The organism is Methylomonas albis (assembly GCF_014850955.1).
Lineage (GTDB): Bacteria > Pseudomonadota > Gammaproteobacteria > Methylococcales > Methylomonadaceae > Methylomonas > Methylomonas albis.
Window position 1 is genome coordinate 3494516 of the sequence record NZ_JACXSS010000001.1, and the last position, 14892, is coordinate 3509407.

A 14892-nucleotide genomic window follows, 5' to 3' on the forward strand; every position below is an offset into this window, starting at 1 on the left:
TAATACAATTGGTTGAAAATAAGAGTGTAGGCGAAATTGGCCTAAATTCACCGAAAACCGACTATTTCAAAGTAATCGACCGAGACTGTGAGTTCGTCCTTCTTTATCGCCGACGTTGATTATTTTACCGAGCCAAGGTCGCAACCAGACCCATACTGGCCATACCTGCTATATATCCAAATGGCAAGTGCTTACCCAAAAGCAGATTACTGGGTAGGTTGCGACTAGAGTTATTAACCAATTACAAATTTGAGATAGTGGACTTTTTGAGCAATGGTAGGCTTGATGGTTCGCGTATGGGGGGTCTTTGATCCTTGAGTAATACTGTTTGATAATTGATGACCGAACAAATAAGTTCCGCCTGGTTTCAAAAAGTGGCTTGAAATGGCTAGTTATCCAACTATAGAAGATTTTAAGGAGCGAATTCGTCGCTTGCAGCCAAAGCTGGCCATAGTGGTCGCGGTTCGGGCGGCGTTACGGGTATTACCGCTCATTGAGAGTGATAGCCCTATTCCCGAAAAAAATTTCTCACGATACCGTTGGCGCCAGAACTCGCAGAGATTTGACCAACAGAAAGCTTTTAAATTCTATTTCCAGATATTGCGTTCCTGTCAAGTAAGCAATGTATTTGCATATCTTGATATAACAGGCGCATACGTCATTGCTGCCAGAACTTCTTACGCCGCTGCCAGCGCCGCCGCCAGTGCCTTCGATAATGATGCTAGAGCATCCACTTATGCCGCAGACGACGACGCCGTTTTCGCTGTTGCCGCTGCCAGAGCCGCCGCCGCTGTAGCGAAAGTCGCCAGAGTCGTCGCCGAGGCCAACGTTGATGCAGCAGCCGACGCTGCTGCCGACGCTGCTGCATCCTTCAGTGCTATTGCGGATGGGATCACTGCGTTGTTACAAGTGATTGCCGACGATTTACGACTGGCGGAGCGAGCTGACACACTCAGCAATCGGCCGTTATGGCCCGAAGCGACGCCTATGCCGCCTAAATTAATTGAGCATTGGCAGGCATTGCAGAAGACTTTGCTTGCTATCGATGCCAGCTACCAGTATTGGATCGACTGGTACGAAGCTCGGTTGCGCGGGGAAATTATCGTTTTGGAGGAGGTTCTCGATCAAATCTTACTGACCGAAGAGCAATTGCAGCAGACACCCGAGGCCATCAACGCTTATTTACTCAAATTGGCGAATGCTCCTCAATTCGGTGGGCTACAACCATTGAACCGCTTGCGGGTGATCTTGATAGGACCAGGGGAGTCTGGCAAGACCTCGCTATTAAATGCCTTACATCGACAGCCGGTGGTGGCGGGCATTGGCGACAAAACAGTGGGAATTGAGGTTCGGGAATCGGTATTCGATGCCAATCGCAGTAGTTTCAACAACCATACCAGTTCCAATCACCCTAGCGATGACTTTATCATCCATTTTTGGGACTTCGGCGGCCAAGTGATGTACCATGCTACCCATCAATTTTTTTTACGCGCCAATTGCATTTATGTATTGGTCTTGGATGGACGACGAGCAGCTGCAGGCGGCAGCGAAGCCGATTATTGGCTGGAGCATGTTCGCGCATTTGCCCCTGAATCTCCGGTTTTACTGGTTGGCAACAAAGCTGATCAGGGGCCGATGGAATGGGACGCCAATCGGCTGCGCCGCAAATACCCAAATATCCGTAAGGGCGGCTTTTTTCAGCTGGCCTGTACCGAACCAGACAATCCACGCTACGATTTCACGAAGTTCATTTCCGCCTTAAAGGACGAGTTTCAGCAAGCCAGTAAAGTGCAGCAAAAATTTTCAGCGACGGAATTTAAGGTGCTTGCCGAATTGCGTAGATTCTCGGCAAAAAATACTTTTATGCCCAAATCCAATTATCGCAACTTGTGCCACAAACATGGGTTGTCTGTTGAGGATGGTCAAGCTGTATTGCTAGATTTATTGGATAAATTGGGGGTAATCATCCATTTTCCAAATTTGCACCGGCTGGATGAGTTATTGTTGAATCCGCGTTGGCTAACTTATGGTGTGTATCAAATCATCGAACGACAGCGTTCAGAAGTATTGGAAAGTGATGTTTTCACTTGGCTGAAGGATCAAGAATTGGTCGATAACTTGGGTAATAGATTGTCTTATCCTGTCGAGCGTTGTGGCCATCTATTGGATGCGATGGAAGCATTTAAAGTGGCTTATCGCTTTAGCGCACAAGGTAAAACTGGATTCATTATACCAAGCGTACTACCGTGTGACGAGCCGCCGCTGGATTTTCAGGAGCGGGAGGCGCGCGCTTTTCGTTTTCGCTTCGAGGGATTATTGCCACCGCAACTATTGCCGCAGCTGATTGTGGCTCGGCATCACGATATTAGAAAAAACCCTGTTTGGCGACATGGTGTATTGCTTGAATCTTTTAATCATGGCGGTGCCAGTGCGTTGGTGCGCGGCGATGATTACGGTCGGATTTTGACCATATGGTTGACTGGGGCGGGTTTACAGGATTATTTTTCGGTGCTTTATCAGAATGTCAAAGATGTTTTGGCAAACATGCCCCAACTGGAATATGAAGAATTGATTCGTTTACCGGACGAAGCTCTTATTAGTGACAGTGGAATTTCTACTTTGCCTACTCAAGAATCTTGGGCCAATTGGAATAATGTACTTTATGCTTGGCGGGATGACGAAAAAATTTATCGTGAAAACGGTATCAAGTATAGGTTACCCATTGTGCTGGGTATCATCAAAAGCAACGCGCAGGAAGATTTTTTAAGTAAGCTAAATGACAATCGTTTTGAGGTTGGTGTGATTAATCAATATAACAATTATGGTCAAGCTGGCGCGATTGGTCCTGATGCTAAAGCCGAAGGCAACCATTTTCATCAAGTATTGCAGCAGTTGCAGGTTGCAGACTCCGAGCTTTTAGCCGGCGAGTTAGCGGTCTTGCGTAGTCATTTGCGCCAGTCCGCAACCGAACCAGAGCATGATCAAGCATTAGGCGCTGTCGCCGGTGCGGAAAAAGCCGCCAGAAACGGTGACGGACCGGCATTGTTGGAACAGTTAAAAAAAGCCGGTAAGTGGCCTCTCGATGTTGCGAATAAGGTCGACGTTGCAGTAGCAGCGAAAGCTATCGAAGAGGCAATAGGGTTATGAGTGGATAGTAGAGTTTGAGTCAGGTGACACTCAGCCCTCTGTTTGAGAGCAAAGTCTGCAGGATAAATGCACAAGAGGTGTCTCGTAAAAAGCAAATAGGGGAGATATGGCGCGAGCTTGAATGGCGGTCGGTAAACAACCTGCCCGTGTCCTTCAGGTGTATTGTTCGCAAACAGTGCGGTTCTTAAACTCACCCCTCTAAGACTGCTTAAGATCAAACAGCTGCCATAGGGATTTTCTTCTTGTCTGTCAGATAATGGCCGATTGTGTGAAGTCACCAATGGTAGCTTTGTACCCTTTAAATTCGCATAATCGGGATTTGCCTTACCTACCCTTTCAAAAAATTTGGTCTTTACAGCTATAGCTACGACGAGGCAGCACAAGGGTTTCAATCCTTCAAATCAGATTCATCGATATGAAATTTATGCAACATCCGATGCGCTAGTGGCGCCAACACAATACCCATCACCATGATAAATACTAATCCACTGAACAAGGCATAGCAGGCGGCAAATACTTTGGCCGTATCCGAAGGCAAGGCATTGATGGGACCCATGCCGCCTAAAATCATCTAGGCCTCCAGGAACGCATCAACCCATTCATACCCCGCAAAGTGGTGATAGCCCAGCACCCCAATTGTTAAGGCTAGGAGTATCAATCCAATGGCCACTGAACCGCAAAAGAGCATCCTCTTCAGAAAGCGTACTTGCGACACTAGCTTGTTGTGTTTTCGTTCGAACATGGGGCAAGATCTTAATATGGCATTTCAACCCACTGTAGCTGTTGGTTGGGATGATCGGCTTTAGTGTATCGACATTGGCTATTTGACCCAAACCAACTCCCGCCAGTCGGTGGTATAGCGTTGGGAAATGCGCTCTGCTTTGGGCTTCCAGCTTTTTTCAAACCCTGACGAGGCGATGGATATCGCCTTTGGAAAACGGCGATTGATGTGATCAACAGTCTGCATGAGTACCGCGTTTTCGGCGGGTAGCACGCCCGTCGCCAAGTCAAACAAATCGCACTGCGCTGGTGATGCAGCGAGGCGGATGGCGCTCAGTTGCACACCACATTTCTGATAACCAAAGCCGGGTTTATAGACCGCTTTGAGACTGCTCAATGCCACCCGGATAATGGTGCGCGTGTCTTGCGTTGCCGCATCCAGCTTGACCGTCGCCGAGCGTTGGTATTGCGGTTCATGGACGGCAAATGGGTTGGTGCGGATAAAGACACTGACACAGCCGGTCACCGATTGCTGCAGACGTAATTTTTCCCCAGCGCGGGTGCAGTACTCCGACAGTGCCCTGCTGAGTTCGTCCAGGGTCGTCAGTTTGCGACTAAAGGACCGGGAACACACGATTTGCTGTTTATCCGGCGCCACCTCTTCCAGATCGAGACAGGCGATACCGTTGAGTTCCATGACTGTGCGGGCGACCACCACATTGAATTGTGCCTGGATGGTTTTCGCGGGTTGGTTGGCCAAATCCCAGACTGATTGGATGCCCAATTGATTTAGACGCTTGGTCGTTTGCCGACCAATGCCCCAGACTTCTTCGACCGGCACGAGTTTCATCAGCTTCTCGCGTCTGATCGGGTCAGACAGATTCAATACGCCGCCGGTTTGCTGCCATTTCTTGGCTGCAAAGTTGGCGAGCTTGGCCAAGGTTTTGGTGGGGCCGAGTCCCACACACACCGGAATGCCGACATAACGTTTTACCGTTTGTTTGATCTGGGTCGCGTAGGCGAGCGGGTCTTGGGTGCAGGGAGACAGATCACTGAAATCCAGAAAGGCTTCGTCGATGGAATACACTTCCACCGTGGGCGAGAAGCTTTCCAGAATTGACATCACCCGTGCCGACATATCGGCGTTTATGTGGAATTAAAATGCAAGCTATTTTTGATGATTTATCCGGTACCACAATCAATGAAATATTTCACGGCTGTGGCCGTAGTAAAAATCCCATATTTTGAATGCCAAGGTACGGCCAAAACCGGCCATCGAAGATGCTGGTGGAATTTTCCATTCCTAAGTTCGGCGAATGGCCGCTTTTCGGTAAGCAAATCGACTTTATGAATGCGTCACTACGGCCACTATGTGTAGTACGAACCTATGTGTATTTGCAAATTTACCTTGTGGCTTAGCCCTTGGTATCCGTGGCATAAGGTCGAACGCAACTACACATAATTTCAACACTTGAAGATGTCGCGTCAACTTGCCATCGACCGGATATTATCGGTCGATTGTTGATTCCGGTAGTTTGGAGCATACCAAAGACCATGAAATCTCGCGGTAGAGCGCCAACCGGCTTTTAAATAGCCAACTGGTTAAATTGGCGCCGGACGTGATTCATTAGAATCCATGATGTCACTGATTTTTTTACTTCAGGACACCGGTAAAACTATGTGGAGTTACGATTTAATCATATTGGCCATAACCCAGGTGAACTCTATCTATCATCTAGGTAGGATTAACAATCTACTCATAGTTTCGTACTACACATAGGGGCGCTATGTTGAGCTTAACATAGCGGCCAAAAGCTGCCACAGAATGCGAATTTACCTCTGACCGCCAACTGGCGCATTGCTGCCAGTTATTGGCTTCGCTCAAAAATCCAGCTAGCATGCCGAATTGTGGAATGTAAATATTGTGGCCAGTAACCTTCAGATCAATCTTAATTCGATAATGTCTATAACCACTATACCCCCAATTCTTTTCCTCTTCGGTGCCCATCGATGGGGACGCCAAGCAGTTATTGAGAAAGCCTACCGCTTTGGCTTTGAGCCTCATATTTGCCTGTACCCGCAGGAGGAGCTGACATCCGACCTCGCTCGCCAAGGAGAGCAACCTAGCGTAGTCCATCGCCTAAACGGTAGTCTGGATGATTACGTTTCGGAGCTGCTTAACAAGTTACCAAGTACATCACAGTGGTATGCAGTTGGGCTAGACGACTATACCGTCTACCCAGCCGCTATCTTGGCAGCACATTCTTTCCTCCCTACAATGGAACCGGAGGCAGCAATCACTGTTTTGCGAAAAGACTTACTTCGCAAGAAATGGAATGCTCTTTGTACTGATGACAAAACACTACACCCCGTTGAATATTGCTTAATACGCTATCGCGACTACACCTTTCAGGATATTGTGCACATTGAAAACCAAGCCCTACTTCAGTCCGAGGGGCAGTTTGTCGTCAAGCCAAACGCGCTTGACGCTTCGATAGCCATTAACGTTGCATCATGCAACGCTCAGCTTGCTGTTGCAATCTCAAGAACAAAGGAGGAGCTAACCAAGCTGGCCCTTGATGTTGATAGTCTCGGCATCAGTATATTTCCCGAGATACTTGTTGAAGCGATGATACCGCGTTCTGCATCCTTGCACCCAGGTGCAGAATTCAGCGCTGAATTCATTTCAACACCCGCAGAAACTGATGTGCATCATCAACTAATTGGAATTACTCAAAAATACATTGATAGAGAAACGCATGTTGAAGTCGCGCACCACCACCCAAGTGAGTCGTTCCCACCGTCACTTTTAGCAAACTTAGAAGCATCGATTAAACGACTTTTACATGATCTGAAGATTAACTGTTCTATTAGTCATTGGGAGTTTATAGTTACAACTGAAGATAAACTGGCACTAGTCGAAGGTCAGCTACGCCCTGCTGGTGACCAAATAATGGAATTAATCCGATTGGCCACAGGTGTTGACCCGTATGTTCGTCTTTTCGACGCGATGTTTAGTTGCAACAATCACGAACACTCACGCCAAATCCCATTAACACGCTCGAACATTGTGGCTGCCGTTCACTTCCCCAAACCGTCTTCGAACATATTTGGCCCAATGCAACTTGATTTGGGTGCGCTAACAAAAGATGCTAGCGATCACTCCGTTACAGTTTCGCGTGATTTTTTTTCTGCAAATCTATGGTCCTCTGATTCAAATTGGAGTCAGAGATATGTAGCCGTTCTGACCGTGGGGGATTCATATCAGTCCGCCTACGATCAGTGCTTGACATTAGTCAGTCAACTACGGCTCATTGGCTTTAACGATGAGGGCGCTGAGCTCGTCGCTGGAATGCAATTGAAGGCTGTTTAAGTATGACTCTCTCGAAGTTAGAAATATGGAGATAGTGATCGTAGATGCTGGCCGATGTCCGAAACTATACGTTAGCCGTAGCAGGTGGGAGAGGCACTTTCGATCAATGGGCATTTGGCCAAGCTTCCTAGCCGGGCACCATAAAGGCATTGACCATTCCGAAACAATTGACGCTGAATTCGCAGATTTGCAACTCATGGCTCTTTGCAGAAAGGACGGGAATGTGGTGGGTGTGGCGCACGCAGTCGCACTTCCAAATACTGCAATTCCCGATGTTCTTCCAGCCGAAGGCTGGGATTGGGCTATTGAAAGAGCATTACTGCAACCACGCCAAAGGGAGCGTGGTGAAACTCCTTGTATTCTCTCCATTACGGTACTCCCTCGATTCCAAAGGGCAGGCATAGCTTCAGCATTGCTTTTAGAGTATCTCGAACGCGCCCGACAGAATGGCGCCATAAATGTGATAGCTCCTGTCAGGCCAATCCTGGGAGCAACTCTACTAAACATGCCTACGGAAGTTTTTCTTGAACTTCGACGTCCAGATGGATACCACATTGACCCTTGGATCCGCACTCATGAGAAGCTCGGAGGAAAGATAGCGGGAATTTGCGCCAATTCCATGAGGATACTTGCCCCCATTAAACGTTGGCAAAAATGGGGCGCTCAGTTGAACGAGACAGGGGATCGTCTCCTTGTTGAGGGGCAAATCGCACCAATTCGGGTGCTACCAAACAGTGGCTTCGCAGAGTACATTGAGCCGAATATTTGGATGATGTATAGTCTTGAATTAGTTAAATAATCTTAAAATGGTTGAGGACAAGAAATATGGCTGACACTCCGATTTGGGTCACTTTGATTACTCCTGTTGTGTCGGCATTAGCTACATGGTTAGTAACGAAACTTGATCTACTGTCATTTTCTGATCTAAGCCAATTCAAAGGAACTTGGTATGCCTACTATAGAGACCCTGATGGATCCCACGAGATAAGGAAAGAGATTTGGGAGTTTTCTGCGATTGGAACAGTCTCTGTGCAAGCTAGAGGGAAAATCACGTTTAAAGGTCGCCTAAAATTGATCGGCAACAAAGCCCTGATGAGTGTCGTTTCAACGCATGCAAAAACAGAAGGACTTCAAGTCCTTATGGACGCTCCAAACGATCCCAGGGGTTATAGTCGACCTTGCGTTGCTGTATGGCTCGGTAGCGACGGCTCCCACAGAATTACTGCTGGGCATGCATTACTCTCCAAAAATGAACTGACGACTGAAGAGGTTGAAAATGAATTCTTGAGAGCGATGGACGTTACCAAGCTCGGGTAGCGATAGGCTTGATTGCCAATTACGAATATGTAAGCGTTTTCTTGGTCTAACGGATTTAGTGGTGCCTAAAACTCCCGCTTGACCAACGGTGTCCCTAAGCCTACCCACACGACGTCTGGTTACCTTGTGACGTACCCTTATTCCCGTTTCTTAAATCAACGACAGTACGCTTCACTTTGACTTACTACGGCCCACCTTTCTCCGTCTTTAAAGCAACCGTTCGACCAGTAACCTTCGTAGCGTTCCCCGCTGGCTGCGATAAAAACCCCGAGGCCGTTTGGCCTATCATCGAGAAATAATCCCTCAAAACGTCTACCGTCAGGCCATTTCATCACGCCATTTCCATTTTTCATATTCTTATTAAAAACTCCCTTGTACGTTACGCCGTCACTATAGATATCGAACCCATCACCACTTTTCTGGCCTTCCTCCCATTGTCCCTCGTAGCTTCCTCCATTTTTCCAATAAAAAACCCCCTTACCGTTAAAAGCTCCATACCTCCAATCCCCTTGGTATTTGTTACCATTTTCAAATGTATATGTTCCATAACCATTTATAATATGCCCGCGCGTTTCCATGCATGCTACAAATACTTGATCAGCATCTTTTTCAGCGCTCTCCTTACTTATATAGTTAGCCACGGCAAAGATCGGAAATAAAGGGATTGTCAAAACTCCAGAGGGATAGAGAGTCGTGAATTCTCTTTTTGACTTCTGCTGACAATACTCGGCATCTGCTATTCCCATACTTCCAGCGGCAGAGCAGTCCACTGAAGTATCTACGTAGGCGTTAATGCTATTCACCATATTTACTACAATATTGCAGTTTCCAAATATACGCATAGATTTAGACTCAAAATAGTCAAGACTACTGACATTTGAGGCATTTTCATATTTTGGGTTGGGGCTACTGACGCAGCCAGCTAAGCCGGTAGTGAAGACCAGCATTACCAACGTGCAAAACCTGGAATAGATCAATCCACCAAGTGTCATTTTTAGAGCCCGAGCCAACGCTACTTTTCGTTTATATTGGTTGTGATTGTGTTCCCACTTCCGCCGCTTATCTTGATGGCATTATTGTAACTTCCATTAACGGTGAAACCCCTGTCCTCATCATGCGATTGCCCTCCGGAACTACCTTTGATTTCGTTAGCATTGGTCTTGGCAGGAGGCTTAGATTTAGCGCCCGTCGTAGCCAGAGGCCTTTTCGGTTCGAGAAGTTTATCTTTGAGGTCGCTCCACACCGTCGATCTGCATGTCATATTGTCTTTCAGCTGCATTGCAAGATCTTGTTGCAGGACGCCGACATACCCTGATTTTTGGTATTCCGCTGCGCCTAAAAATCCTAAGCCGGCAATTTTTCTAAGTAGTTTACTTACTTCTGCCTGGCCTTGGGCAGATAACTCGAGATTCTCCGCTTCACCGTTGAGCGGGACGGTCTTGCAGAATTTATCAGAAAAATCCGCAATTATAGCCAATGCGTGCTCCTGTCTATCGAGGTCGGCCGCTTGGGTTGAAACTATTACATTGGCAGCGGCTAAAATGAGAAACGAAAGGCTTGTAAAGGACGTTATTGTTCGAATTCTCGTCACGGTTTAGCTCCTTGAGTTCAGAAATTAAGTATCTTGACCTAATATATGCGACATCAGAAGTCCATTAATCCTGTGCATTTGTCGTATACCTCCAGTTGTTTATTCGTAAGCATATTGATTAGTTAGGATTGAACACCCCCAAGTGGAGTTGAAAAATACGACAGTGAAAAACATTCATTAGACAATATCACCATTAACAACTAACTTCTAGGTAGTAAATTCTGGAATTGCCATTGGTTTTTATAATGCTTGATTATGTCAGTCTGCAATGTGAAGCTGAACTGCCAATCAAAATGATTCCCAATTTGGCAGCTTAGGGGCGCTATGTTGAGCTTAACATAGCGGCCATTTCCTGACGTTTGTAACTGTAGATTAAACGACGGGTCAAGCTCCGAAAGCTGCCATTTGTAGTGTGAAAACTAAGAGATGCGAAGCGGCGCGCCATGTTATCTATAGTATTTATTAACGTTTAAATTGAAGCTTAATAAACCAATAAACAGCAAGTACAAGTAAAACTATCCATGAAGGAAACCGCCTCATGGTGTAGTATTTTGTTTGCTCTTGATAGCTGATAGCCATTTCACCATTGACCTCCAATTGGTATAGTCTTTTACTTTTATGACCAAACCAACTCGATTCATCATAAGCCCACCAAACCCTACCCGTTTTGCTTTGATACTTTTTAATTGCATCGTTGCCCTGTAGACAATGTTCGCTATAGCTACTTCCCATTGCACAAGTAAATGGAATCCTTTGTTTATCGATAATCAACGCAAAAAGAGTTCCTCCTCTTACTGAAGATGGCCCAATTACTATCTTTCCTTCACTGATGTTCAATTGATCGAATTTTGCGGGTTGAAAAAGCAGAACATCTAAATCAACCTGAGCTGAAGCCACACAAAACAAAACAACACCTGCGACAATTTTTTTTTGCGGGCTATTAAATAAATATTTAATCATTCGGAAAAAGCTAGTGATTATATGATTTTCTTCTTATCGTCCTTGATTGCCACACCCTCGACAACGAACTCAGTAATTTTCTCCGAAAGATCGTCTGTTGTCTGGTGCCACCCAGTCATTCAAAAACAGCATGCCTAAGACCGGTTTGGGTCGTTGCTTGCCTTTCACTACCCATCCTGTAAGCACATCAGGTATCTTTTTGCTCACTCTGAGTAATGATTAGCTAGCTGCATTTTACAATCGCCAACTCATCCCACTGGGTTGTATAGCGTTTTGACATGCGTTCGGGTTGGAACTGCCAGCTTTTGTTTAATCCTGTGGCGGCTATAGATATGGACTTAGGAAACCGATGGTTGATTTTATCGAAGCAGGCCATTAACTCTCGCTCCTTTGAAGATTTTGGGTTGGCAAACAAATCCGTCTGACCAGGCATGGTATTGGGGTAAAGGCCACTTAATTGGATTCCGCATTTCTGGTAACGGTAACCCTCCTTGTAAATACCCTGCAACAACTGCTTGGCAACATTGATCAACCTGCGTGTATCTTGCGTGCCTATTGCCAATTTCAAAGTTGCTGAACGTTGATATTGAGGTTCTTGTGGATTAAACGGGTTAGTCCTGATAAACACGGTTAAACGATCTGCTGTCGAATCCTGTGCTCTGAGCTTTTCCCCCGCCCGGCTGCAGAACTCGGCTAAAGCTTCCGATAATTCCTTCAAATTATCTAAAGGCCGCTTAAAACTTCGGGAACACATGATTTCTTGTTTGTCCGGCGCTATTTCTGCAAGCTCCAGGCAGGAAATGCCATTGAGTTCCATGATCGTTCGAGCCAAAACAACACTGAACTGCGACTGCATTCGTTGAACAGGCTGCTGCGCCAAAGCCCAGACGGTGTGAATGTCGAGTTGCGAGAGCTGCTGGCTTAGGCTTGAACCTATACCCCAGACTTCATTGACCGGTAACAGGCGCATTAACCGCTCCCGCCGTTGAGGGCAGGACAAATCCACAACACCGTTAGTTTTAGGCCATTTTTTAGCGGCAAAATTTGCCAGTTTTGCCAACGTTTTAGTCGGCCCCATTCCGACGCAAACTGGGATGCCGGTATTTTTCTGGATCGATTGTTTAATAGTGAGACCATAACCAATAGGGTCTTGCTGACAAATCCCGGTCAAATCCAAGAAGGCCTCATCAATCGAATAAATTTCGGTGCGTGGTGAAAATGTCTCTAATAATGCCATTACTCTGGATGACATGTCGCCATATAACGCGAAATTTGATGAAAACAAATGGACATCATATTTTTTAACCAAGTCGGCCACTTGATAAAGCGGCACCCCCATTTTGACACCGAGGGATTTTAAAGCCTTGTTCCTAGCGATAAAGCAACCATCGTTATTGCTGAGTACACCTACCGGCTTATCCCATAAATCCGGACGGAATACGCACTCGCAACTGACATAAAATGAGTTGCAATCTACTAAGGCAATCAGGGGTCGCGGCGGCAGCGCAGAAAGGGAATTGCGTGGGTCGGGCATATGAATAAGCTTTTTAAGTGGCGCCAAAGTATACTTTTTGTTCTAATTTTGTTCTATTTTATTAGGGAGCTTCATTCCCATGAATTTGCTGCGGCGTTCTGCCATCCAGGGTTGGAACATTTTTTAGCTTGTCCAGCATGGCTTCCAGCTTCTGCAGGTCACCCTTGACGATCTGTTGTTCCTCGGGCGTTAATGGCACCTCCTCAAGATAACGGTGCAAAAACGCTTTGGCCGCCAGTGCTTCACCCTTGACCGAATCCTTGGGTATATTGAAGTCGCAGCCAGCGCAGGCCATACGGTGTGGGCAGGTACTCCAGAAGGGGTTCGAGCAATAAGAGGAGCCTAAATCATAATATCGGTAAGGCTCACCCTTGGCTGCAGCTCCACTGACCACGGCTGTATGGTCGATAAGTACTTCGATTAGGTGTGACATCTGATCAGCTTTCGCAAAAGCGCCGGCTAACTGCGTAGGTTTCGTGCGAATATAGTACAAAGTAGATTTTGGACTGCGATGCCCTGACCATCGCATCAAATCAAATAGGGACATCCCTTGAGGTACGCTAGCTAAGGCAGTGACAGCCGAGGCCCGTCCCCTGTGGCTGCTGATTTTGCCTCTGCTGTCCTCTACAGGCAATCCGGCTTTGGCGCATAACATCGGGATGATCGTATCATTGATTGCCGAGTGTCCAATCGTCTTGCCACGGTACTGAAACAAAAACCGTACGCGTTCACCTGTCTTAGGATCGATTAAGAAACCTTGTTCAGGCCGAATTGCTTCCCATTCAGTGATAAACTGCCGGACGATTGCACTCACCGGTTTTGTGAAGGCGGTGAAGGTTTTGCCGGCAGGCACATCTAAATAGCATAATGTGCCGGCGGCAATTGTCGTACTGCTCGCTTCATCAACGATGGGATCATTTTGGGCTCGCGCACAGCCGACGCGAAGGCGGATGATTTCGTTCTGGCGCAGTCCGGCGTGAGTCCATACGACGCTGATCGCCCGCAACATTTCTAAGGGATACCAAATCTCACTCAGTTTATCGTTCGCTTCAAGATTGAGGCTGGCCCATACCAATTTGAGCCAAAAATTGTCGTCTATGGCTCGCGGATTGGGGCCGCATAATCTCAAGATTGAATTCGGTGTGGCCAAATGATAATACGGATTAAACTTCAGCCGGACCCAGCCCCAATGCTGAATGTCACGGAAGAAACGCCGCATGGCGTACAGTACGGAGCGTTTGGAATTAGCGCCAAGCGGCGTTCCTAGATTAACTCGCCCAGTATAGTCGAACGAATGAAGCTGCCATTCGCCAACCTTGAGCCGATTTAGGGCTGCGAGAAAATCAGCACAGGTTTCGACCGTCCAATCCGCCGGACCGGTGATTTCTGGATGAATTTGGGCGAGCCACAGGCCTGCACGCAGAATATAGCTGTAGTTAGACTCCCGTGTTTTAGGTTGCAAGGTCGATGTTTCCCGCCATCGCCGGCAATAATCGACCCATTGCGGCGCAATACCACCACCGCTTTTTTCCTTCCATGAGACATAATTGCGCATCCGGAGTGGCTCGGGCAGGATTCCCAGTGCGGCCAACCCGTGGGAGAGCTTGCCGATACCGTGAGCTTGGGCGCTGTACTTTTCACGGGTGCGTTCCAAGAGTTCGGTATCGAAACTTTCCAAGTAGGGGTTGCGGTTTTCCAGCATTACCGCTGCCAGGATGGATGGAAAATTCTGCTGTAGATTAACTTTGCCATACCCAATTTTCTGTAAAGCCTGATGTAAACGCCCACATTCGTGTTCGAAAAGTTCTTCTCCGAAAATCAATCGCCCAAGACCGGATAAATAAAATATAGGGCCAATGCAATGGACGAGGCGGAAATCGCAGAGAAGATAAGCATTTGCGGTGATGAAAAGTCGTGCGCTTGAGTGGATTAATGGGTGGCAGACTAAATCAATCCAAGCCTGCTGACTCCAAACCCAGTAGGGCTGCTGCGTTCGCTGAATCTCTTGCAGGATGGCGGTCTGAGCTTTGGCGTGCCTTTTTAGCAGGCTTTGCTTCGAACTCAAAGCCGCCACATCCCGTAGTGGCAAATAAAGCCTTGGCACAGCAGCTCTAACCCTCATGGTATTACTCCAATTGACCAATGCACATTCTTCAGTTTCCGATAGATATGGACTTCGATCATACTGAGCCAAATCAAGAGGCCATTGCCAATTCTTCGCACTTACAGAATCTAATTGAGCCATAGGGC

General features: G+C 47.0%; 11 protein-coding genes. 4 read left to right on the top strand and 7 right to left on the bottom strand.

What is annotated here, in order from left to right:
- Positions 1–600 precede the first annotated feature (600 nt).
- Positions 601–3147 carry a COR domain-containing protein gene (locus EBA_RS16055; RefSeq protein ID WP_192375649.1) on the top strand — a complete coding sequence of 849 codons (2547 nt, stop codon included), beginning with the start codon at positions 601–603 and terminating at the stop codon, positions 3145–3147.
- 388 nt (positions 3148–3535) lie between these two features.
- Here the strand turns inward: EBA_RS16055 and EBA_RS16060 are convergent, their stop codons facing one another.
- Together EBA_RS16060 and EBA_RS16065 are read right to left on the bottom strand one after the other, a co-directional pair.
- Positions 3536–3718 (bottom strand): hypothetical protein, encoded by a 183-nt coding sequence (locus EBA_RS16060; protein ID WP_223146698.1) that lies wholly within the window; start codon positions 3716–3718, stop codon positions 3536–3538.
- Positions 3719–3967: 249 nt separating this feature from the next.
- Positions 3968–5005: a Y-family DNA polymerase gene (locus EBA_RS16065; RefSeq protein ID WP_192375650.1), complete on the bottom strand. Its 1038-nt coding sequence runs from the start codon at positions 5003–5005 to the stop codon at positions 3968–3970.
- A 1140-nt stretch (positions 5006–6145) separates the two neighbouring features.
- Here EBA_RS16065 and EBA_RS16070 point away from each other — a divergent pair.
- The 3 genes from EBA_RS16070 to EBA_RS16080 all read left to right on the top strand — a co-directional run bounded on the left by EBA_RS16070 (position 6146) and on the right by EBA_RS16080 (position 8557).
- Positions 6146–7240: an ATP-grasp domain-containing protein gene (locus EBA_RS16070; protein WP_192375651.1), complete on the top strand. Its 1095-nt coding sequence runs from the start codon at positions 6146–6148 to the stop codon at positions 7238–7240.
- Positions 7241–7346: 106 nt separating this feature from the next.
- Entirely contained in the window at positions 7347–8039 is a 693-nt protein-coding gene (locus EBA_RS16075; RefSeq protein ID WP_192375652.1) for a GNAT family N-acetyltransferase, read from the top strand.
- Positions 8040–8065: 26 nt separating this feature from the next.
- Positions 8066–8557: a hypothetical protein gene (locus EBA_RS16080; RefSeq protein WP_192375653.1), complete on the top strand. Its 492-nt coding sequence runs from the start codon at positions 8066–8068 to the stop codon at positions 8555–8557.
- Between the two features lie 155 nt (positions 8558–8712).
- Here the strand turns inward: EBA_RS16080 and EBA_RS16085 are convergent, their stop codons facing one another.
- From EBA_RS16085 to EBA_RS16105, 5 genes are all read right to left on the bottom strand, one after another.
- Entirely contained in the window at positions 8713–9504 is a 792-nt protein-coding gene (locus EBA_RS16085) for an MORN repeat-containing protein (RefSeq protein WP_192375654.1), read from the bottom strand.
- Positions 9505–9569: 65 nt separating this feature from the next.
- Entirely contained in the window at positions 9570–10148 is a 579-nt protein-coding gene (locus EBA_RS16090; RefSeq protein WP_192375655.1) for a hypothetical protein, read from the bottom strand.
- A gap of 462 nt (positions 10149–10610) precedes the next feature.
- Positions 10611–11108 (bottom strand): hypothetical protein, encoded by a 498-nt coding sequence (locus EBA_RS16095; protein ID WP_192375656.1) that lies wholly within the window; start codon positions 11106–11108, stop codon positions 10611–10613.
- A 223-nt stretch (positions 11109–11331) separates the two neighbouring features.
- Positions 11332–12669, bottom strand: a complete 1338-nt coding sequence (locus EBA_RS16100) for a Y-family DNA polymerase (RefSeq protein ID WP_324615359.1) — start codon at positions 12667–12669, stop codon at positions 11332–11334.
- Between the two features lie 34 nt (positions 12670–12703).
- Entirely contained in the window at positions 12704–14887 is a 2184-nt protein-coding gene (locus tag EBA_RS16105) for a site-specific integrase (RefSeq protein ID WP_192375657.1), read from the bottom strand.
- Positions 14888–14892 lie beyond the last annotated feature (5 nt).

Coding starts and splice junctions, on each gene's coding strand:
- EBA_RS16105 (WP_192375657.1), bottom strand. CDS start 14,887: ATGGCTCAATTAGATTCTGTAAGTGCGAAGAATTGGCAATGGCCTCTT.
- EBA_RS16060 (WP_223146698.1), bottom strand. CDS start 3,718: ATGATTTTAGGCGGCATGGGTCCCATCAATGCCTTGCCTTCGGATACG.
- EBA_RS16070 (WP_192375651.1), top strand. CDS start 6,146: ATGGAACCGGAGGCAGCAATCACTGTTTTGCGAAAAGACTTACTTCGC.
- EBA_RS16095 (WP_192375656.1), bottom strand. CDS start 11,108: ATGATTAAATATTTATTTAATAGCCCGCAAAAAAAAATTGTCGCAGGT.
- EBA_RS16080 (WP_192375653.1), top strand. CDS start 8,066: ATGGCTGACACTCCGATTTGGGTCACTTTGATTACTCCTGTTGTGTCG.
- EBA_RS16085 (WP_192375654.1), bottom strand. CDS start 9,504: ATGCTGGTCTTCACTACCGGCTTAGCTGGCTGCGTCAGTAGCCCCAAC.
- EBA_RS16065 (WP_192375650.1), bottom strand. CDS start 5,005: ATGTCGGCACGGGTGATGTCAATTCTGGAAAGCTTCTCGCCCACGGTG.
- EBA_RS16075 (WP_192375652.1), top strand. CDS start 7,347: ATGGGCATTTGGCCAAGCTTCCTAGCCGGGCACCATAAAGGCATTGAC.